The organism is Spongiibacter sp., assembly GCF_984394615.1.
Genome location: NZ_CFHTQA010000036.1, coordinates 16,075 through 36,630 on the forward strand (window position 1 = coordinate 16,075; position 20,556 = coordinate 36,630).

The 20,556-nt window shown below is 57.0% G+C and carries 19 protein-coding genes; 4 read left to right on the plus strand and 15 right to left on the minus strand.

The features are described from left to right. Positions 1-77 precede the first annotated feature (77 nt). From AC5DB9_RS12780 to AC5DB9_RS12805, 6 genes are all read right to left on the minus strand, one after another. Complete coding sequence (locus tag AC5DB9_RS12780) at positions 78-1,622, minus strand: DHA2 family efflux MFS transporter permease subunit (RefSeq protein WP_272991958.1); 1,545 nt, start codon at positions 1,620-1,622, stop codon at positions 78-80. Positions 1,623-1,632: 10 nt separating this feature from the next. Continuing rightward, the gene (locus AC5DB9_RS12785; protein ID WP_272991956.1) at positions 1,633-2,646 is read right to left on the minus strand and encodes an HlyD family secretion protein; all 1,014 of its coding nucleotides are present in this window, start codon (positions 2,644-2,646) and stop codon (positions 1,633-1,635) included. Between the two features lie 72 nt (positions 2,647-2,718). Continuing rightward, entirely contained in the window at positions 2,719-3,150 is a 432-nt protein-coding gene (locus AC5DB9_RS12790; RefSeq protein WP_037509323.1) for a MarR family winged helix-turn-helix transcriptional regulator, read from the minus strand. Positions 3,151-3,287: 137 nt separating this feature from the next. Continuing rightward, the gene (locus AC5DB9_RS12795; RefSeq protein ID WP_022959475.1) at positions 3,288-3,626 is read right to left on the minus strand and encodes a DUF4870 family protein; all 339 of its coding nucleotides are present in this window, start codon (positions 3,624-3,626) and stop codon (positions 3,288-3,290) included. Positions 3,627-3,725: 99 nt separating this feature from the next. After that, on the minus strand, positions 3,726-5,231 hold the full coding sequence (nhaB, locus tag AC5DB9_RS12800) for a sodium/proton antiporter NhaB (RefSeq protein ID WP_272991952.1): 1,506 nt from the start codon (positions 5,229-5,231) through the stop codon (positions 3,726-3,728). 159 nt (positions 5,232-5,390) lie between these two features. Next, positions 5,391-6,956 (minus strand): fatty acyl-CoA reductase, encoded by a 1,566-nt coding sequence (locus AC5DB9_RS12805; protein WP_272991950.1) that lies wholly within the window; start codon positions 6,954-6,956, stop codon positions 5,391-5,393. A gap of 317 nt (positions 6,957-7,273) precedes the next feature. Between AC5DB9_RS12805 and AC5DB9_RS12810 the strand changes: the two genes are divergently transcribed. Beyond that, positions 7,274-8,218, plus strand: a complete 945-nt coding sequence (locus AC5DB9_RS12810; RefSeq protein ID WP_272991948.1) for a glutathione S-transferase family protein — start codon at positions 7,274-7,276, stop codon at positions 8,216-8,218. An 11-nt stretch (positions 8,219-8,229) separates the two neighbouring features. After that, on the plus strand, positions 8,230-8,643 hold the full coding sequence (arfB, locus tag AC5DB9_RS12815; RefSeq protein ID WP_022959479.1) for an alternative ribosome rescue aminoacyl-tRNA hydrolase ArfB: 414 nt from the start codon (positions 8,230-8,232) through the stop codon (positions 8,641-8,643). A 9-nt stretch (positions 8,644-8,652) separates the two neighbouring features. Here the strand turns inward: arfB and AC5DB9_RS12820 are convergent, their stop codons facing one another. From AC5DB9_RS12820 to AC5DB9_RS12845, 6 genes are all read right to left on the minus strand, one after another. Continuing rightward, a complete protein-coding gene (locus AC5DB9_RS12820; RefSeq protein WP_022959480.1) occupies positions 8,653-9,057 on the minus strand; it encodes a VOC family protein in 405 nt (134 codons plus the stop codon). A 137-nt stretch (positions 9,058-9,194) separates the two neighbouring features. After that, the gene (locus AC5DB9_RS12825; protein ID WP_272991945.1) at positions 9,195-10,466 is read right to left on the minus strand and encodes an O-acetylhomoserine aminocarboxypropyltransferase/cysteine synthase family protein; all 1,272 of its coding nucleotides are present in this window, start codon (positions 10,464-10,466) and stop codon (positions 9,195-9,197) included. Between the two features lie 57 nt (positions 10,467-10,523). Beyond that, positions 10,524-11,291, minus strand: coding sequence for a phytanoyl-CoA dioxygenase family protein (locus AC5DB9_RS12830; RefSeq protein WP_272991942.1), 768 nt, complete (start codon positions 11,289-11,291; stop codon positions 10,524-10,526). A gap of 124 nt (positions 11,292-11,415) precedes the next feature. After that, positions 11,416-11,772 (minus strand): TfoX/Sxy family protein, encoded by a 357-nt coding sequence (locus tag AC5DB9_RS12835; protein ID WP_272991940.1) that lies wholly within the window; start codon positions 11,770-11,772, stop codon positions 11,416-11,418. Between the two features lie 109 nt (positions 11,773-11,881). After that, the gene (ilvN, locus tag AC5DB9_RS12840) at positions 11,882-12,373 is read right to left on the minus strand and encodes an acetolactate synthase small subunit (RefSeq protein ID WP_022959484.1); all 492 of its coding nucleotides are present in this window, start codon (positions 12,371-12,373) and stop codon (positions 11,882-11,884) included. Beyond that, positions 12,373-14,121 (minus strand): acetolactate synthase 3 large subunit, encoded by a 1,749-nt coding sequence (locus AC5DB9_RS12845; protein ID WP_272991938.1) that lies wholly within the window; start codon positions 14,119-14,121, stop codon positions 12,373-12,375. The genes ilvN and AC5DB9_RS12845 overlap by 1 nt, the downstream gene beginning before the upstream one ends. 492 nt (positions 14,122-14,613) lie before the next feature. Here AC5DB9_RS12845 and AC5DB9_RS12850 point away from each other — a divergent pair, with 492 nt between their 5' ends. Beyond that, entirely contained in the window at positions 14,614-15,057 is a 444-nt protein-coding gene (locus AC5DB9_RS12850) for a DUF4124 domain-containing protein (protein WP_272991936.1), read from the plus strand. An 87-nt stretch (positions 15,058-15,144) separates the two neighbouring features. Here AC5DB9_RS12850 and clpB read toward each other — a convergent pair whose 3' ends face one another. The 3 genes from clpB to rluD all read right to left on the minus strand — a co-directional run bounded on the left by clpB (position 15,145) and on the right by rluD (position 19,580). Further along, complete coding sequence (gene clpB, locus AC5DB9_RS12855; RefSeq protein ID WP_272991934.1) at positions 15,145-17,733, minus strand: ATP-dependent chaperone ClpB; 2,589 nt, start codon at positions 17,731-17,733, stop codon at positions 15,145-15,147. A 117-nt stretch (positions 17,734-17,850) separates the two neighbouring features. After that, positions 17,851-18,624, minus strand: a complete 774-nt coding sequence (pgeF, locus tag AC5DB9_RS12860) for a peptidoglycan editing factor PgeF (RefSeq protein ID WP_272991932.1) — start codon at positions 18,622-18,624, stop codon at positions 17,851-17,853. Further along, positions 18,621-19,580, minus strand: a complete 960-nt coding sequence (rluD, locus tag AC5DB9_RS12865) for a 23S rRNA pseudouridine(1911/1915/1917) synthase RluD (protein WP_022959493.1) — start codon at positions 19,578-19,580, stop codon at positions 18,621-18,623. The genes pgeF and rluD overlap by 4 nt, the downstream gene beginning before the upstream one ends. A 96-nt stretch (positions 19,581-19,676) precedes the next feature. Here rluD and AC5DB9_RS12870 point away from each other — a divergent pair, with 96 nt between their 5' ends. After that, on the plus strand, positions 19,677-20,546 hold the full coding sequence (locus AC5DB9_RS12870; protein ID WP_272991930.1) for an outer membrane protein assembly factor BamD: 870 nt from the start codon (positions 19,677-19,679) through the stop codon (positions 20,544-20,546). Positions 20,547-20,556: the final 10 nt, after the last annotated feature.

Consider the following 20,556-nt stretch of genomic DNA (forward strand, 5'->3'; position numbering starts at 1 on the left):
TCATCCTTGTGGTCGCCATGCCCGTGGCTGGCAATGATCACTATAGACAATATTGAGGACAATTAGTTGAGCGGCGCTCACTCGGCTGTTGTCGGTGTCGCCGGTCGCAGCAGTAACAATAGGGGAATGGCCGCCAGCACTACCCACATCATCAGCCGAAAGTCTTGCAGAAACGCCAGGGTCGATGCTTGCGCCGTCACCGCTTGGTCCAGCATCGCCAGACCGGCCGGCGTGCTGACATCCAATACGCCCTGTCCAACCGCATTGTCGAGCGCCTGATTGTAGGGCGTCATGTAACTGGCAAAAGCCGCATGATTGATCTGCGTGCGCTGCGCCAAATACGCCATCACAACCGAGATGCCGATACTGCTGCCGATATTGCGAATCAAGCTGTACAGCGCCGTCGCCTCATTACGGTAACGGGGAGCCAGGGTCGAAAAGCTGATCGTGGTCAGCGGTACAAAAATAAAGCCCAGGCCAAAGCCTTGAACCAAGCCCGTTCCAATAATCGCGCCGCGACTCACATCCGTGGTGAACTGCGTCATTTCCCACATTGAGAAGGCGGTTAGCAACATGCCGAAAAACAGCATATAACGAGGGTCGACACGCCCCGACAACCGCCCCACGACCACCATTGCCATCATGGTTCCCAGGCCTCTTGGCGCCAGTATCAACCCGACATCTACCACCGGATAGCCCATCAGGTTTTGCAGGAAGGGGGGCAATAGCGCCATCGTCGCCAACAGAATAATGCCGACAATAAAAATGAAAATCAGGCCAAGATTGAAATTTCGGTCACGAAAGACACCGGGATCAATATAGGGCGCTTTGCTGGTAAACATATGGCATACGAACAGGTAGAACGCGCCCACCGTCAACACCAGCTCAAACAACACTTCACCACTCTGTAGCCAGTCCTGAGACTGCCCGCGATCGAGCATCATTTGCAGGGCACCGATGGCCAGGCTGAGCAGAAAAAAGCCCAACACATCAAAGCGTCGCGATTGGTCTGTTTCGGTTTCTTCCACAAACGCCGAAATGCCCAGCCACGCGAGTATGCCGAAAGGCAGGTTGATATAGAAAACCCAGCGCCAGCTGTAATATTCCGTCAGCCAGCCACCCAGTGTCGGCCCCAAGATCGGCCCCAGCATCACACCCATGCCCCACATGGCCATCGCGGCGCCGTGCTTTTCCTTGGGGAAGGTATCGAGCATGACCGCCTGTGAGAGCGGCACCAGGCTGGCACCAAATATGCCCTGCAGCAGCCGAAACAATACCAGCTGCCCGAGACTCTGGGCCGCACCGCAGAGCATCGAGGTCAGGGTAAAGCCAACTACCGACCACAAAAACACCCGGCGACGTCCCAAGCGGTCTGAAGCAAATCCCACCAGTGGCATCACAATCGCAGAGGCAACGATATAGGACGTGAGCACCCAGGAAATTTGCTCCTGACTGGCGCCCACCGCTCCCTGCATATGCGGCAGGGCCACATTGGCAATGGTCGTGTCCAACGCCTGCATGACCGTTGCCAGCATCACTGAAATGGAAATCAGTGCGCGGCGCCTGCCGGTATGCGAGGCGCCTTCGACGGGAACGGATTCGGGGGAAGTACTCTCACTCATCTCGGGCGACTCAGAGCGTCATGCCCAGCAGCGAATGGTGATGGCCGGTATCAATCTCGGGAATCGCACTCAACCCGGCCCGCAGCGGTGGTTGCCCCGGCTGACGGTTGATACGGATTCGCACAGGCACTCGCTGCGCCACTTTTACCCAGTTTCCGGTCGCGTTCTGTGCAGGAAGAAGGGAGAACTCCGAAGCCGTCGCAGGGCTCATGCTCTCGACCTCTCCTTCCCAAACCGTATTCGGATAGATGTCCAGTTCAACGGTTACCGGCTGTCCCGGACGTACCCAGGTCAGCTCTTTCTCCGTGTAGTTCGCTTCAATCCACAAGCTGCCGCTGGCAACCAGTGTCATCGCTGCCTTGCCGGGCATCAGATATTGCCCGCGCTTGGGTGGCGCGCTGACCTGACCATCCAGCGAGGCATGAATTTCTGTGTGCGCCAGATCCAGCTCGGCTTTTTCCAAGGCGGCCAGTGCCGCGAGGTAGTAGGGATGGTCTTCGATAGGCGATTCCAGCGAACCACCGAGTACCGCGGCCATCCGCGCCAATTCGGCCTTCTGCATTTCGACGCCCACTTCCGCGAGACGCCGGTTTTGCTCAGCGTTATCAAAATCCGAATCAGAGGTGTAATGCTCGTTTTTCAGGTTCTGCTGACGACGTTGCTCTTTATCGGCAAACTCCCGATGAGTTTCAGCCAGTCGCAGCATCGCCTCCGCTTTGAGATAGGCGGCTTTCTTTTCCAGCAGGTCGGTGCGTACCTTTTCAAGGTTGGCCCGCGCCTGATTGACGGCCATACGATACGGAGCCGGATCCAGGGAAAACAGCAGCTGCCCCGCATTGACGGACTGATTCTCACGGACGAAGACCTCGTTCACTTGTCCGGCCACTTCGGTGCTCACCTGCACTTTGTCTGCCTTCACGTAGGCATTATCCGTTTCTACATAACGGCCACTTTTCAGGTAGATATAGCCCCCTCCCAGCAACGCGACAGCAGGTACCACCACCATGAGAACAAAACGTTTCATCACTCGCCCCACGCATTTTCCATTCAATTAACCCAGTACCGGCGGGCTGCCGATATTGCGATGTTTAGCCCACTATTCGCCCAACAGGTTTTCGCGAATTTGCAGCAGCGTTTTAGTAGCCGCTTCGGCATCGCGTTGACTCAATCCCCGCAGTGCCCGGCTGCGCACCCGCTCACCGACGGCCCGGATTTCATCCAGATAGGGCTGCGCCTGCGGGGTGAGATGGATGCGGAAAGCCCGGCGATCGCTGAGGTCCTGACGGCGCTCCACCAAGCCCGCTTCGGTCAGCTGATCGAGAAGTCGCGCCAGGGTAATCGGCTTGACCTCCAGCAACTCCGCCAGATCGACCTGCCGCACGCCCTCATTCTGGGAAACAAAAATCAGTGCCCGCGACTGCGCCATGGTGAGTTGATTCTCTCCCAGCGTGTCGTAAAAACGACGTTTCATCAGACGCGCCAGATCGGCAATGATCAAACCAATCGGCTCGGGCTGTTCACTCATCATGACTTAGTACGCAAGAGTTATAGTAAGTAATGCTTATTATATTAGCGAACGGCAGGCTGTTGCGCCACCCTGCAAATGCAGGAGGCGCAAAATTACCGGGAGAAGGACAAGTGATCGCAGCACAGTGCTGCGCAAGCCTAGAAACCCCAGCTTTCGGGGTCGGGGTGCGCTTGACCGCGCTCAAGTACCTGCAAACCTTTCACGCAGCGCACCGCCAGCCAGACGACCCACAGCAGAATAATCAACCAGCCAATCAGGATCAGCGAGAGCAAGCCACCTACCAGCAAGAAGGGGATACTGATCCAGAAAGTACGGATCTGGAAGTCATAGTGACTGCGCAGCCACGCTGGGGCGTCGTTGCGATTCACGTAGGCAATCACCACCGCGACCACCGAGGTAATGCCAAACACCAGGCTCACCAGGTAGAGGATGTAGACCATTTTTGCCATGTTGGTAACAACACGTTCTTCGCTCATGTTCACGTCCTGTATCAACGCCGGGCGCCCTGCCCTGAATAGTTAATCCGGCAAATAAAAAGGGGCCGCAGCCCCTTGGTATACTTCAGCGGCGCAGCGTCAGATAAACAGCCATACGCAACTGACTGCAGTACCACTCATCACGATGGTATAGGGTAAGGCCATCCACACCATTTTACCGTAAGACAGACGAATGAGTGGCGCCAGCGCGGAGGTCAGCAGGAACAGGAACGCCGCCTGGCCATTTGGCGTACCTACACTCGGGATATTGGTGCCGGTATTGATCGCCACCGCCAGATGCTCCAGCTCCTGGTGCGTCAGGTTTCCAGCATCAAACGCCGCCTTCACTTCGTTGATATAAACCGTCGCCACAAAGACGTTGTCGGAAATCACGCTCAACAGGCCGTTCGCAACAAAGAACATGACGGTGCGCATATGGCCTTCCAAGGCCAGCACATGCTCGATAATCGGCGCGAACAAATGCTGCTCGTGGATCACCCCAACGACGGAGAAGAACACCACCAACAGCGCGGTAAACGGCAGTGCCTCTTCAAAGGCATGACCAATACGGTGCTCGTCAGTCACACCGTTGAATGCCGTTTGCAGCACAATAATGGTCAGGCCAATCAGGCCCACCGGCGCCAGATGCAGCGCCAGACCAGCCACCAGAAATACCGCCACAACACCCTGCACTATCAGCTCCGCTTTTTCGGCGCGACCACGCTTGGCATCCTGATCATTGGCATAGTCTTCGAGTACGCTGCGCACCGAATCCGGCAGTTTCGCGCCGTAATCGAAGAAGCCCGTCATTTCCAGCACGATGCAGGTGAGCCATCCCATCAGCAATACCGGCATACTCACCGGTGCCATCATGATGAAGAAGTGCGAAAACTCCCAGCCCATTTTCTCGGCGATCAGCAGATTCTGCGGCTCGCCGACCAGAGTGCAGACACCCCCCAAGGCGGTCCCTACGGCGCCGTGCATCAGCAGGCTGCGCAGAAACGCGCGGAACTGCTCCAGATCATGGCGAGCATCATCCTTCACACCGGCATCTTCATTGTGGTCGTGATCGGTATGGGAGTGATGTCCCCCGGAGGCCACTCGGTGGTAGACCGCGTAAAACCCCACGCCGACGGTAATCAATACCGCCGTGACGGTCAGTGCATCAAGAAAAGCGCTTAACAGTGCAGCCATTCCAGAAAACATGAGTGACAGCGCAATCTTAGAGCGGACACCCAGCAGAATCTTGGTAAAGACAAACAACAGAAGGTTCTTCATGAAGTAGATACCCGCGACCATAAAGACCAGCAGCAGGATAACTTCAAAGTTGTTCTTGGCTTCCATATACACCGTTTCCGGTGTCGCCATACCAATCATGATGGCTTCCAGCGCCAGCAAGCCGCCCGGTTGCAAGGGGTAGCATTTGAGCGCCATAGCCAGGGTAAAAATAAACTCGGCGATCAGCGCCCATCCGGCAACAAAAGGGCCGAAGGCAAAGAGCAGAATAGGATTAAGAACGAGAAAGCCGATAATGGCCTGTTTATACCAGAGCGGGGAATTTCCCAGAAAATTGCCATAGAAGGCGCTCGCAAAGCTTTGATTCATGGGCTTCTACCTTGCTTGACGAAATATAAGGCGGAGAGCGGCTGGGAGGTCGCTCAAGGCGGGCTGCATTTGAGTCCGCGGCGGATCATACTACATCTCTATACACGCCGTCAGCCGAAGAGCGGCGCCCATGCCGCCGCTCTCGACTAAAGTCGTAGCTTATAACGGTTCCGCTTCGGTTTGCTGCTGCGCGGCAATCGCCTGTCCCGCCGCGGCGACAGCACGACTGTCAGCCACCCGGCCACTGCCTTTCAAGGCATAGCGATTAAGACCGGCTATATGGACTTTACGTATGTAGTGTTGCCAGTCAATGGCCCTAGCATCGACCGGGAACAGCGCTTGGTCGCTCTCAGGCAGCGAGCGGTACATGGCCATTAACTTGTCGTTGTGAAAGATATAACTGGGCTGCGCATAAAAGGAGAAAATTGCCGACAACTCCATGGCGGCATCCAAATTTCGCCGGGCACGCAGTTTGCGACGGCGGCCAAAGCGGCTCAGCAGTGAACTCAAGACAATCAGCGCAAAACGCAAGCCGGAGGCAACCACAGTAAACAAGCGCTTATCCACCGCCACGAAACGCCGACTGGGAGCATCGCTGAACAGCTTGTCATAGTCGCGGTGATTTTCCTTGGCCTCGCTCATCAAATGGTCGATGAACTGTCCCATGGTCAAGGGGTTGCTGCCGCCACTGCAGCATTGATAAATACGGTGTGGCCCAGGTTCACGGAACTGCTCGGCCAGTGACAACAACACCGCATTCGCAACCAAATCGGCGGGGATAACATCGATGACCCCGCTGCGCTTGCCGGGAAAGAAAGCGACTTTGCCTCGGGCATAGGCCAGCAAAATCGCATCGGCGACCTTCACGCCCTCAATCCACCCCGGACAGGGTTCCTGAAGGGTACTCTCAATAATGGAGGGCCGCACAATCGTCAGTGGATAATCCCGCAGTGCCCGCATCAAGCGCTGCTCGCCCAACCATTTAGTAAAGGTATAGGTGTCGTTCCATCCCGCAGTTTGGGACTCGCGAATACCCAGCTCCACTAACTGGGCCTTCAGGGCGCGCCCCTCATAATTTTCCTTCAGTCCCTCGATTTTCTCGAGCAAGGATTCCACCAGGCCAAAGCTTTCGTAGTAGCCGCGCGCGTGCTGGGGCAAATTATCCATCCCCGCCGGGCTGACATTTTCCTCACGCATATCTCCCCGGTTAAGTCCGTTCACATAACAGGTGGAAACTTGAATGAGAGGCACGCCGCCTGCCGCCTCACAAAGCTCGACGATGTTATCCAGCGAGAGGGTATTGATCTCAAGCGCACGGTCCAGCTCTTCCCTGAAATTAACGCTGGCCGCGGAATTGATCACAGCATCCACTTCCCCCGCCAGCGTGTTAAAGGCCGCGCGAGACAGCCCAAATCGCGGTTCGGTGACTTCGCCGGTAATACAGTGCAGGCGCTGTTGGCAAAATTGCTCAAACCACTCGCCGCGTTCGGTCCGCAATGTATCAAAAATCGACGATGTGGCGACCTCGGCTTCGAAACGGCTGCGGGCATCCCGGTGATGGCGATTCCCCCGCATCAGCAGATAAACCGCCTCCACGTCCGGCACACTGCGAAGCAGCTTTTCCAGTACCACCTTGCCGAGGAACCCACTGGCGCCGGTTATCAGAATACGTTTGCCACGCAGCGCCGTAACGGTTGTCGATGGCTCTGAATTGAACTCTCGCATGTTGCCTCCTAAATTGAAGAAAACCCGCCTGATCGCACTTGCGATCGTTTGTCACCAGCCTACGCCGGCAACTTGACCCGCACATGACAAGCACCCTGATGCACTAAACAGGCCAGTCGCACACCCCGGCGTTATGGACTTTGCCTGCGGCACCGGGCCCGAACTGCACTGTTTTTGCACAAGTACTCAAGCAACGTCCCAGTTCAGCGCAGAATGATCGGTTTTTCTGATCTGAGTCAGCAGAATTCTCGACACCTCCCGACAAGACAAGTTTCTATACTGTTGCCATCAGTTCAGCGACCGCACAGGAGAACAAGATGGGTTTACTGGTAAACGGGAAATGGCAGGACCGCTGGTATGACACCGAAAGCAGCGACGGAAAATTCGAACGAGAAAGCGCCCAGTTCCGCCATCAGATCGGCGACAAGGACTTCCCCGTTGAGGCCGATCGCTACCACCTTTATGTCTCGCTGGCCTGCCCCTGGGCACACCGCACGCTGATTTTCCGCAAACTGAAAAAGCTCGAGTCCCTTATCAGCGTTTCGGTGGTCAGCCCGATCATGCTGGAACAGGGCTGGTCGTTTGAGCAGAATGAAGGCAGTAGCGGGGACCCGCTTTATGGCATGACGCATCTGCACGAGCTGTACACTCGCGATACCGCCGACTACACCGGCCGTGTCACTGTCCCTGTACTATGGGACAAAAAACAGCAGCGGATTGTTAACAATGAGTCGGCGGACATTATCCGGCAGTTCAACACCGCGTTTGACGGGCTGACCGGCGATACTCAGAATTTCTACCCGGCTGCGCTGCACAGCGACATCGAGAGCATTAACGAGCAGGTTTATCACGGTGTGAACAACGGCGTTTACCGCTGCGGTTTTGCCACCACGCAAGCCGCCTATGACGAGGCCTATCAACAACTGTTTGCGACACTGGATGCACTCGAAGCGCGACTCTCAGGTCAGGCATTTTTGGCAGGCGAACAGGTGACTGAAGCAGATTGGCGGCTGTTCACAACACTGATCCGCTTTGATGCGGTATACCACGGACACTTCAAATGTAACCGTCAGCGCCTGGAGGATTTCCCGTCGCTGTCCAACTACCTTCGCCAGCTTTACCAATGGCCGGGTATTGCTGAGACCGTGGATTTTTCGCACATCAAACGGCACTATTACATCAGCCATACAATGATTAACCCAACACAAGTGGTGCCTGATGGTCCGGCGATCGACTATAACCGGCCTCACAACCGCCGCTAAGCCAATACCCTATGCTGGAAATCTCTAACGCCGTTCAACTGCCGCTTCACGAAATCGAGATCAATGCGATTCGCGCCCAGGGCGCGGGCGGCCAGAACGTCAACAAGGTCTCCTCGGCCATCCATCTGCGCTTTGATATTCAGGCCTCATCGCTACCTGCCTTTTACAAGGAACAGCTGCTCGCCCTGCGCGATCAGCGCATCAGCAAGGAGGGGGTGATTGTGATCAAGGCGCAGCAGTTTCGCACTCAGGAGCAGAACCGGGAAGATGCGTTGAACCGGCTGCAGGCGCTCATCCGCAGCGTAGCGGTCAGCCGCAAAGCGCGACGCCCGACCAAGCCCAGCAAAAGTGCCCGCGCCAAGCGCATGGACAGTAAAACCAAACGCGGTAACATCAAGGCCTTGCGCGGCAAGGTCGACCACTAAGACTGACGGCTAGGTCAAATCCTGAAACGGATTGTAAGCAACTTCCCAATAGTGACCTTCGGTATCTTGGAAATACCCGGAGTATCCGCCCCAGAAGACCTCCTGTGCCGCCTTGATCAGGGTTGCCCCAGCGTTTACGGCCTGCTCCAGCACCGCATCGACCTCGGCTTTGCTCGCCACATTATGCGCCAGCGTAATACCGCTAAAGCCACCGGGCTTCGCCGATGGCAGACCAATGTCAGCGGCCAGCTCTTCACGCGGAAACAGCGACAGCCAAGCCCCCTCCATCTCAAAGAACACCACGCCTTCCGCGTCAAACTGATGCTCAGGCAGTCCCAAGCCATCCCGGTAAAAACGCTGCGCTCGGGCGAGGTCATCAACCCCCAGCGTAATCAGGCTGATTTTAGCTTTCACTTACGATCCCCTCAAAGTCGGGCCAATGCCGCCGCGTAAAGTCACCTCAGGTGGCGCAAGGCGCCCAATAGCGTGACAAAAACACAGCGCTGCGCTGATTCACATCAGCACAGGCCGAATACCGACGTCGCTGACAATCAGGCCTTATCGAGCGCCTGACTGACATCGGCAATAATGTCGTCGATATGTTCGATCCCCACCGAAATCCGGATGAGGTCTGCGCTGACCCCCGCCGCCGCCAGCTCGGCATCGTTCAGCTGGCGGTGGGTAGTGGTTGCCGGGTGGCAGGCCAGTGATTTCGCATCACCGATATTCACCAAGCGCAGGATCATCTGCAGCGCATCGATAAAGCGGGCTCCGGCTTCTTTGCCGCCGGTAATACCAAAACTGAGGATGCCCGAGGCTTTGCCGCCGGTAATTTTCTGGCAGGTTTCGTGGTAGGGGCTGTCGGGCAGTGCCGCGTAATTTACCCACTCGACCTTGTCGTGCTGCTGGAGGTAAGCCGCCAGCTTTTCAGCATTTTCGCAATGACGCTCCATGCGCAGTCCCAGTGTTTCGAGACCCTGCATAATCAGGAAGGCATTCATCGGCGACAACGCGGCACCGGTGTTACGCAGCGGCGCCACTCTGCAGCGGCCGATAAAGGCCGCAGGACCCAATGCTTCGGTGTACACCACGCCGTGGTAGGAGGGATCAGGTTCATTCAGAATCGGGAACCGAGCCTTGTTGGCGACCCAGTCGAACTTGCCGGAGTCGACAATCGCGCCGCCAATCGAGGTGCCGTGGCCGCCGATATATTTAGTCAGCGAGTGCACCACAATATCGGCGCCCAACTCAAAGGGACGACACAGGAACGGTGTAGCCACGGTGTTATCAACAATCAGCGGCACGCCGTGTTTATGGGCGATCTCTGCCAAGCGGGCAATATCCACCACATTGCCAGCGGGGTTGCCGATGGACTCGCAAAATACCGCCTTGGTATTGTCATCGATGGCATTTTCAAAGCCGTCGAAATCATCGTGGCTGACCATGCGCGTTTCAATACCCTGGCGCGGCAGAGAGTGGGCAAAGAGATTGTACGTGCCACCGTAAAGCTGGCTGGTACTGACAATGTTGTCACCCACTGCGCAGATGGCCTGCAAGGCATAGGTGATGGCGGCCATACCCGACGCGACGCCCAACGCAGCAATACCGCCCTCCATAGCCGCGATACGTTCTTCAAGCACAGCGGTAGTCGGGTTCATGATGCGGGTATAGATATTACCCGGCACTTTCAGATCGAACAGGTCGGCACCGTGCTGGGTGTCATCGAAGGTGTATGAGGTGGTCTGGTAAATCGGCACCGCGGCCGCTTTGGTAGTTTCTTCTGACTTGTAGCCCTGGTGCAGGGCGATGGATTCCAGCTTCATAATCGTTCTCTATGACGGTTGTATTCGTTGTTATGTCTACCGCCTGCCCTGTATCGACTAATTGTGATTATCTGCCATCAACGCCAGTGTATTCAGAAACGCGGATGGCATATCCATTTTGGCAATGGCCTCCGGGCCTGGCAGGCAATGGCGGCTGAGGAATTCTAGTAGACTTGGGTCGGGATCACAAAACAGCACATCCAATGCCAGGCGCTGGCCACCGTAAAGCCCTCGATGCAGCATATTGGCGGAGAAAATCAGCAGGTCTCCGGGCTCCAGGGCAATCCTCTCGCTTCCCGGCAAATCATCCGCCGGTTGCCGCCCCGCCAGCCCCATTCGCACCGACCACTGCTGGGGCGTATCCCAGCGACGGTGACTGCCAGGCACCAGCTCGATACCCGACTCGTGTTTTGTCGCGATGCGAAAATGCACGACCTCAGGCCCTGTTAACGCTGCACGCTGCTGGCATTCATCGAGGTGGTATTGAGGATCGCGATGCCAGTAATTTGCCTGAGCCGGATCCGCAGGATCGAAAAACAGTTGGGTATTCATGAAGCATGGCGCTGAGTCAAAGACCGCATTGACCTGGGCCATCAATGTAGGAGAACCCAAAAATTGAAACAGAGTTTCTCGCTGTGACGGACTGAGTAAATCCGGCGCGGTCAGGTAAGCCGCGTTGATCGCCCCAAGCCGGAACGCCTCCTCATTGGTCTCGATCCATGCGGAGTAATACGCGCTCAACAGCGTGTTTAGCTGGGCAATTTCCGTCGACGATAAAGCGCCAGCAACCCGTAAATAACCATCGCGCTCGTACTCAGGATTCACGGTTTGATGTACCTCGACCATATTTCGTCGCAGGCCGGCGGGTAAGAACACAATCCTCTGTACCGGCAACGCCGGTCAATCGGGTACGCCATTCCACTCCCATTATTCGCTTTTTATGAAACGCTTATCCGCGTTTACGCGCCTTCTTCGCCGCCGCCCTCAAGGCAGCACCATAGGCATTATTGCCCCATTTGTGCATGGCATCGAGATCGTCAAAGACGGTTTCCGGGGCCTCGTAATACGATAAGGTGTAAGGCTTGCCCTGCTTGTGATATTCAAAGGCGGCCAGCCCCTCGCTGACAAAGTCGTCTTTACTCAATGCATCGGCTTTCAGATACAGCACCCGCTTTATTATCAGCGCAATCATCAGCCCGTCGAGAAACAATCCGTAGCCGCCAAACATGCGCCGCGCAGTAACCGGGCCGACCACTTGCATCAGGTCGAGCACATACTCAGTGAATTCTTGATCGGCAGCGCCCACGCCATGCCTCCCGCAATAACGATGCTGACTACTATACCGGGCTGGATGCGAGCCACATAAAAAGGCGCCCGCAGGCGCCTTGTTCACAATCTCTCGCAGCGACTCGAGGTCACAGACTGAGGACTTTCTCGCCCCGGGCGATACCGGATACGCCGCTGCGTACCACTTCCATAATCGCGGCCTCACCGACCGCCTCCAGGAAGGAGTCGAGCTTGTCGGCCGCGCCGGTCACCTGAATGGTGTACACGCTGGGGCCTACGTCCACGATCTGGCCACGGAAGATATCGGTACAGCGCTTGATCTCGGCGCGCTGGGCACCGGTCGCCCGCACTTTTACCAACATCAGTTCGCGCTCGATATGCGCGCCCTCAGACAGGTCGACCAGTTTGACCACGTCCACCAGGCGGTTGAGGTGCTTGGTGATCTGCTCGATCTTGTGATCGTCGCCGATGGTGGTCAGGGTCAACCGCGACATGGTCGGGTCTTCGGTCGGCGCCACATTGAGCGTCTCAATGTTGTAACCGCGTTGTGAGAACAGGCCCACTACCCGCGACAGTGCACCGGGCTCGTTTTCCATGAGTACTGAAATAATCCGCCGCATCAGGTCCGCTCCGTTTTGCTCAGCCACATATCGCGCATGCTGCCGTTGGGGGCCACATGCATGGGGTACACGTGCTCGTGGGGATCGACATGAATATCCATGAATACCAGCTCGTTCTTGCGGGCAAACACTTCTTTCATTGCCTCTTCCAGGTCACTCAACTGAGTGACCTTCACGCCGGAGTGGTGATAGGCCTCAGCCAGTTTAATGAAATCTGGCAGCGAGTCCTCGTACACACTCTGTGAGTAGCGGCCTTCGTACTGCATGTCCTGCCATTGTTTCACCATGCCCAAATAGCCGTTGTAAAGATTGAGAATCTTCACCGGAATGTTGTACTGGGCGCAGGTAGACAGCTCCTGAATATTCATCTGGATACTGCCTTCGCCCGTCACACAGGCCACGTCGGCATCCGGGAAAGCCAGCTTGACGCCCATCGCCGCGGGCAGACCAAAGCCCATGGTGCCTAGGCCACCGGAGTTGATCCAGCGACGTGGCTCATCAAACTTGTAGTATTGAGCCGCAAACATCTGGTGCTGGCCCACGTCGGACGTGACGAAGGCTTTGCCGCCGGTCACCTTGCACAGCGTCTCGATAACCTGCTGCGGCTTGATGTACGGCGTACTGGTGTCGTAACGCGGCTTGGTCCACAGGCCGTGAGTGTCACGCCACTCGTCGATCTGTTCCCACCAGTGCTTGAGCGCACTTTGATCTGGCAGCTCTGGCTGCTCGGTGCGCAGCTCACGTACCAGCGCGATCAGCTCGGTCAACACCGAATCCACCGGGCCAACGATCGGCACATCGGCATTGATGGTTTTTGAGATCGCCGCCGGGTCGATATCAATATGAATAATCTTGGCACCGGGGCAGAACTTGCTGGTGGTATTGGTCACGCGGTCATCGAAACGTGCACCCACCGCCAGAATCACATCGCTGTGATGCATCGCATTGTTGGCTTCGTAGAAACCGTGCATGCCCAGCATACCCAGGAACTGGCGATCGCTGCCCGGATAGGCCCCCAGGCCCATCAGCGTATTGGTGACCGGGAAGTTCAATTCTTTCGCCAACTCACGCAGCTGTGGAGAGGCATTGCCCTGCACCACACCACCACCCGCATAAATCACTGGGCGCTTGGCGGCCAGCAGCAGGCTGGCGGCCTTCTTGATTTGTCCGCTGTGACCACGACTGGCCGGCGTGTAAGAGCGCAGCTTCACCTTCTTCGGGTAGTTGTACTCGAACTTGTCGTGCGGGTTAGTCAAATCCTTCGGCAGATCAACCACCACCGGGCCGGGACGACCACTGGAGGCAATGTAGAACGCCTTTTTGATCATCTCGGGAATTTCTTCAGTCTTGGTAACCTGGAAGCTGTGCTTCACGATAGGCCGTGAAATACCCAGCATATCCGTTTCCTGAAAGGCATCTTCGCCGATCAGGTGGCTCATTACCTGCCCCGACAGCACCACCATCGGGATCGAATCCATGTACGCGGTGGCAATACCGGTAATGGCATTGGTGGCACCAGGACCAGAGGTGACCAGCACCACGCCCGGCTTGCCGGTTGCGCGCGCATAGCCGTCGGCCGCATGGGTGGCCGCTTGCTCGTGACGCACCAAAATATGCGGCACCTTGCAACTTTTAAACAATGCGTCGTAGATGTGTAGTACCGCGCCACCGGGGTAGCCGAAGATGAATTCAACACCCTCGTCTTCCAAGGCGCGTGCGATCATTTCGCCGCCAGATAACAACTCCACTGAAAGACCCTCGCTTCAGTCTGAATCAAAAAATTCCGTCGCCACGCCCCCGGCTGCCAACCGGAAACGCACTTAATGTGAACGCATGTGATGTCGAAACACATACCTGCCAAACACCTTGCAGTGTTTGGGCGAATCGCCAAATGCCGCCATGGCGGCCATATTTGCCTCGCGGGGTAAGCGAAGCGGGCAATCTCGCAACACAGGTCATGTGTCTGCTGAGTGAATGGAACTACGTGTGTAGCAGCACAACAGCTTTAGTTGCACTCTGTAAATTGGCCGCAGGTAAGCAGCGCGGAAAACAGCCATCAAACCCATTACGGGTAGACCGGCTATTTTTTAACCTGCCCCCTTTTTTGTCAAGGCAAACTGCGCCTAACTGCCAGTTTTTTACGGCTTTTCCGCGCTTCGGCGAAATTGTGATCCGCCTTTGTGTGGCACAGAGGGAATCTGCCATAATCAGAACACGATTCACTCTGGCAGCTGTCGACGATGATAAAGAAAATTCTGCTGATTTCCGGCCTTGGGCTGACCCTGATGCTTAGCAGCAATCACCTGCTCGCTGCCAAGAGCGGTTACTATCGCTGGACCGACAGCGAGGGCAAAGTGCACTTCAGTCAGCAGCCACCGGTCGGACAGCGCTATGAGTTTGTCGAAACCCAGACCGGGCGACGCAGTATCTCTGAGGATGAACCGACAGCCGCAGACGGCGAGGCGCCCCAGGCGTCACCCGCCGACAACGCCTCAATGGAAGTACTGCCTCCCAAAGACCCAAGCATTTGCGAGCAGGCCAAGGGCAACTTGCAATCGCTCTCGACGCACGGCGCCCGAATCAGAGCGACAGACGCTGACGGCAAAGCAAGGTACCTGACAGCCGAGGAAATTGAGCAGCAACGCCTGCGCGCTGAAGAAGCCATTCGCATCCACTGCAACTGATCACGGCTTATCAAGCAAAAATCTCAGGCAAAAAAAGGCCCGGCGGGAGAGCCGGGCATGTAAAGGGCGGGTTGCTTTGTCGCAGGGCTACTGTAACGTCGCCGCCTTGAAGCTGAGTTGATCTCCATCAATTTCTGCCCGGATTTGCTGTCCCGGAACAAATTCTCCCTGCAACAGACGCTGTGCCAACGGGTTTTCGATCTGTTGCTGGATCGCGCGTTTCAGCGGCCGTGCACCGAATACCGGGTCGAAGCCGATTTCCGCCAGGCGATCCATCGCTTCGTCACTCAACACCAAGCTTAGTTCACGCTCGGCCAGACGCTTGTTGAGGATCTCGAGCTGAATATTGGCAATCGCCCGCACCTGATCCTTCGCCAGTGGCTCGAACACCACCAGCTCATCAACACGGTTGATAAACTCGGGGCGGAAGTGACCGGATACCACATCCATTACGGCATTGCGGATCTCGCCATACTCGGCGCCATTGCGGGTCAGTTCTTGAATCACATCCGAACCGAGGTTGGAGGTCATCACAATCACTGTGTTGCGGAAGTCCACGGTGCGACCCTGGCCATCGGTCAGTCGACCGTCATCCAGCACCTGCAGCAAAATGTTGAACACATCCGGATGCGCTTTCTCCACCTCATCAAGGAGCAGCAGTGAATAAGGCCGACGGCGCACCGCTTCGGTGAGATAACCGCCTTCCTCGTAACCCACATAGCCCGGAGGGGCACCGATCAGCCGTGCCACGGAGTGCTTCTCCATGAATTCCGACATGTCGATGCGCACCATGGCCTCTTCACTGTCGTACAGGAAATTGGCCAATGCCTTACACAGCTCGGTCTTGCCCACACCGGTCGGCCCCAGGAACAGGAAAGACCCATTGGGGCGATTGGGGTCGCTCAGGCCCGCCCGGCTGCGACGCACTGCATTGGACACCGCATCCACCGCCTCGGCCTGCCCCACCACGCGCTTGTGCAGCGCGTCTTCCATGCGCAGCAGTTTGTCTTTCTCACCCTCCAGCATTTTGCTGATAGGAATGCCTGTCCAGCGGGACACCACTTCGGCCACTTCTTCGTCCGATACCTTGTTACGCAGCAGCTGCATCTCGCCGTGCTCAGCCGCATCCGCCGACGCCAGCTGTTTCTCCAGCTCTGGAATTACGCCGTATTGCAGCTCAGACATTTTGCTCAAATCACTGCTGCGACGGGCCGCCTCCAGATCCAGCTTCGCTTGCTCCAGCTCACTCTTTACCTGGGCGCTGCCGCTTAGGGTGGCTTTTTCCGCCTTCCAGACTTCTTCCAGATCAGCGTACTCTTTCTCCACCTTGTCGATATCTGCATCGAGTTTATCCAACTGCTTGCGGGCAGACTCATCCTCGTCTTTTTTCACCGCCTCGCGCTGAATTTTCAACTGGATCAAACGGCGCTCAAGCTTATCCATCACCTCCGGCTTGGAGTCGATTTCCATGCGAATGCGGCTGGCGGCCTCATCGATCAGGTCGATGGCCTTGTCGGGCAACTGCCGGTCGGTGATATAGCGCTGCGAGAGTTTGGTCGCGGCGATAATTGCCGAGTCGGTGATATCAACACCGTGGTGAACTTCGTAGCGCTCTTTCAGGCCGCGAAGAATTGCAATCGTGTCTTCTTCCGAAGGCTCATCCACCAGGACCTTCTGGAAGCGACGCTCCAACGCGGCGTCCTTTTCAATGTACTGGCGATACTCATCCAGCGTCGTCGCGCCCACGCAGTGCAACTCGCCACGAGCCAGCGCCGGCTTAAGCATATTACCCGCGTCCATCGCGCCATCGGCCTTGCCCGCGCCGACCATCGTGTGCAGCTCATCGATAAATAAGATGACCCGACCTTCTTCTTTGGCCAGCTCATTCAGAACCGATTTGAGGCGCTCTTCAAAATCACCGCGGAATTTGGCACCGGCCAGCAACGCACCCAGATCCAGCGACAACACTCGCTTGTCCTTCAGACCCTCGGGCACTTCACCGTTGATAATGCGCTGCGCCAAGCCCTCGACGATCGCCGTTTTACCCACGCCGGGCTCACCGATCAGCACCGGGTTGTTCTTGGTGCGGCGCTGCAAGACCTGAATAGTGCGGCGGATTTCATCGTCGCGACCAATCACCGGATCGAGCTTGCCGGACTCCGCGCGCTCAGTCAGGTCGATGGTGTATTTCTCCAGCGCTTGCCGGTTTTCTTCTGCAGAGGCGTCGTTCACCGCCTGCCCTCCTCGTAACTTTTCAATCACGGCCTCAAGCGCCGCTTTGTCCACGCCCACATCCTTGAGCAACTTGCTGACCGAACTGGCCGACTCCAGCATGGCGAGCACCGCCAGCTCGCTGGAGATATAGGCGTCGCCGCGCTGTTGCGCCAGCTTGTCGGTAATATTAAAAACCCGCCCCAGGCTTTGTGAGACGTGTACATCGCCCGGCGCGCCCTCGACGCGAGGCAGTTTATCCAGGGCCGCATTCACGGCGGTATCCAGAGAGGCGACTTGCGCGCCGGCCTGGCTGAGCAGCGGACGCACGGAACCGCCCTGCTGCTTCAGCATCGCGGCCAGCAGGTGCTCAGGTTCGATATATTGATGGTCGCGCCCCAGCGCCAGCGACTGGGCATCGGCCAGCGCGGTTTGCAGTGAGTTGGTGAATCGATCAATACGCATAAGCGGCATCTCCATCAGCGCGGCATTAACCACACTATTAATAAGGTCTTTTATAGAGATGGGGTTGCGTAACGGAGTTTCAAGGTGTGCTGAAAAAAATGCGCGACTTCCGTGACGCTACACCAGGGCAATCAAGCTTGCCTGACGGCCACAGCGCGGCTGGCGCCGGTAAGAGTAAAAACGACTCTCATCGGCAAACGTGCAGTGCTGTCCCCCGTATATGGCGGCAACACCACAGCTTTTCAACTGAAGACGGGCCAGTTGATAGAGATCCGCGTGAAATTTGTCGCCGCCCCCAGGCTGAGAGACAAAACAGCGGGCAATGTCTTCTGCTGACGGCCCTGAAAACGCGTCGAGAAAGGTATCCCGCACCTCCACTCCTACCTCAAAATGCCGGATCGAGATTGCGGGCCCCATCCAGGCCATCAAGGTATCCGGGGAGCAAGTAAAAGACGCGATGGTCTCTGCCAGCACGCCCTGACACAGTCCCCGCCAGCCCGCGTGGGCAGCAGCCACCTGTGTGCCCCGACGATCACAGAACAATACCGGCAGGCAATCGGCGGTCATAATGGCCAGTGCCAGCCCGCGACGATCAGTCATCACTGCATCGGCTTCCGGTGGGGGCGCTCCATTAGGCGATACCTCATTCGCGCGAAACACGGCGGTGCCGTGCACTTGCTGAAGCCACTGGATAGCCTCGACACCCCTTGGCTTTAAATCATCCAACAAAGCACGGCGATTAGCCGCCACGGCATCGGGGTGATCGCCCACATGGTCGCCAAGATTAAAGCTGGCATAATCCCCTTCGCTGCTACCACCGCCCGACGGCGCTTCCCGCTCGGTGCTCACCGCCAGTACATTCGCGGGCGCAGGCCAGTCGGGCAGTATCACCGCCGTTTTTCCTCGGCATCAAGTACCGCCAGCAGGGCTTTCATATCGTCCGGCAGAGGCACTTCCCAACTCAGGGTATCGCCGCTGCGTGGATGCTGCAGCTCCAGTTTGCGGGCATGCAGTGCCTGGCGCGGAAAGGTTCGCAGCATATCCACCAACTCCTCGCTCGCGCCCTTGGGCAGACGCGGTCGCCCGGCATACGTGCTGTCGCCGACCAAGGGATGGCGAATATGCGCCATATGGACGCGAATCTGGTGAGTACGCCCCGTTTCCAGAAAGCAGCGCACATGGCTGTGGTCTCGGTAACGTTTTTGCAGACGATAGTGAGTAATCGCCTCTTTGCCCCCCACTTGCAGCACCGCCATTTTCGTACGCTGCTGCGGGTGTCGCCCCATCGGCTCGTCGACGACACCGCCACCGGTCATGCTGCCCATCACCACCGCATCGTATTCCCGGTGGACGTCGCGAGCCTGCAACTGCATGACCAGATCGTTATGGGCTTCCAGGGTTTTCGCCACCACCATCAGACCGGTGGTATCGCGATCAAGACGGTGAACGATACCGGCGCGCGGCAGCGTGTCCATCACCGGGCTGTGATTGAGCAGTGCATTAAGCAGCGTGCCGCCGGGATTGCCAGCACCGGGGTGCACGACCAGACCAGCGGGCTTATTGATAACCAGGATATCCTCGTCTTCATAGACCACATCCAGCGCAATAGGCTCGGGCTCAAAGCGCCCCTCTGGCTGCAGCTCGGCACTCAGGCTGAGTACGTCGCCCTCGTGCACCTTGTCGCGGGGACGCAGTACCTCGCCATTGGCCTTGAGCGCACCGCTCTTAATCCAGGCCTGCAAACGCGAACGGGAAAATTCGGGGAACATGCTGCTGGCCGCCTGGTCGAAACGCGCATAGTTCAAGGCGGCCGGTACGGCTTCCTGGCGATTGATAATTTCTGTCATAGTGAATCTCCGGGGCCTCCTTTATACCACCCTGCCGCTGTGGTTAAATAGCAGGCCCTCGCAAAGCGGGGTTTTTCCGCCATCTGGAACGGATACATGAACGCGTTTACCAAGCTCCTAGTACTCCTACTAATAAGCACGCTGGCTGCCTGTGCCAGTAAACCGGACCGGCCTGAGCTGTCGGAGCGGGAGATCTACGAAACCGCGCAAGGCTACCTGAACAGCAAGAATTTTTCACTTGCCATTCAGAACCTGCAAATGCTGGAAAGTCGTTATCCCTTCGGCCCCTACGCCGAGCAGGCACAGCTGGAAATCATTTACGCCCACTATCGGGCGGGTGATAACGAAGCCGCCGTCGCCGCCGCCGACCGATTTATTCGCCTGCACCCCGGCCATGAGAAAGTCGACTACGCCTATTATATGCGCGGCCTTTCTAACTACACCGAGGGCGAAGGCTTACTCGAGCGGTTTATTCCCACCGATATGACCCAGCGCGATCCAGGCGCAGCGACCCAGTCCTTTGAAGACTTCCGTCAGTTGCTGCAACGCTTCCCCGACAGCGCCTACGCCGACGATGCTAGGGCGCGGATGATTTATCTGCGCAACCGACTGGCCCGTTACGAAATTAACGTGGCGAACTATTACTTCAAGCGCAAAGCCTATCTGGCCGCAGCTAACCGTGGCCGCTATGTGATTGAGAACCTGCCGCAGACGCCGGCCGTGCCGGACGCGCTGGCAGTGATGGTTCAAGCCTACCTGTTGTTGGGCATGGACGACCTTGCAGAGCAGACACTCGCCGTGCTGCGCAGAAACTACCCCGATCATCCAAACCTGGACAAAGACGGCAACTTCCTGAGCGAAGTGGGTATTGATCAGGAAGGCTCGTTCCTCAACAAAGCGACCTTCGGATTGATCGACCGCTATGAGCCACCGCGCTTTGACAACCGCCAGAAGGGTCAGGAGTAATTCCTGACCG

Coding starts and splice junctions, on each gene's coding strand:
- nhaB (WP_272991952.1), bottom strand. CDS start 5,231: ATGAATCAAAGCTTTGCGAGCGCCTTCTATGGCAATTTTCTGGGAAAT.
- AC5DB9_RS12795 (WP_022959475.1), bottom strand. CDS start 3,626: ATGAGCGAAGAACGTGTTGTTACCAACATGGCAAAAATGGTCTACATC.
- AC5DB9_RS12780 (WP_272991958.1), bottom strand. CDS start 1,622: ATGAGTGAGAGTACTTCCCCCGAATCCGTTCCCGTCGAAGGCGCCTCG.
- AC5DB9_RS12825 (WP_272991945.1), bottom strand. CDS start 10,466: ATGAAGCTGGAATCCATCGCCCTGCACCAGGGCTACAAGTCAGAAGAA.
- AC5DB9_RS12790 (WP_037509323.1), bottom strand. CDS start 3,150: ATGATGAGTGAACAGCCCGAGCCGATTGGTTTGATCATTGCCGATCTG.
- ilvN (WP_022959484.1), bottom strand. CDS start 12,373: ATGCGGCGGATTATTTCAGTACTCATGGAAAACGAGCCCGGTGCACTG.
- AC5DB9_RS12805 (WP_272991950.1), bottom strand. CDS start 6,956: ATGCGAGAGTTCAATTCAGAGCCATCGACAACCGTTACGGCGCTGCGT.
- AC5DB9_RS12850 (WP_272991936.1), top strand. CDS start 14,614: ATGATAAAGAAAATTCTGCTGATTTCCGGCCTTGGGCTGACCCTGATG.
- AC5DB9_RS12870 (WP_272991930.1), top strand. CDS start 19,677: ATGAACGCGTTTACCAAGCTCCTAGTACTCCTACTAATAAGCACGCTG.
- rluD (WP_022959493.1), bottom strand. CDS start 19,580: ATGACAGAAATTATCAATCGCCAGGAAGCCGTACCGGCCGCCTTGAAC.
- clpB (WP_272991934.1), bottom strand. CDS start 17,733: ATGCGTATTGATCGATTCACCAACTCACTGCAAACCGCGCTGGCCGAT.
- AC5DB9_RS12810 (WP_272991948.1), top strand. CDS start 7,274: ATGGGTTTACTGGTAAACGGGAAATGGCAGGACCGCTGGTATGACACC.
- arfB (WP_022959479.1), top strand. CDS start 8,230: ATGCTGGAAATCTCTAACGCCGTTCAACTGCCGCTTCACGAAATCGAG.
- AC5DB9_RS12785 (WP_272991956.1), bottom strand. CDS start 2,646: ATGAAACGTTTTGTTCTCATGGTGGTGGTACCTGCTGTCGCGTTGCTG.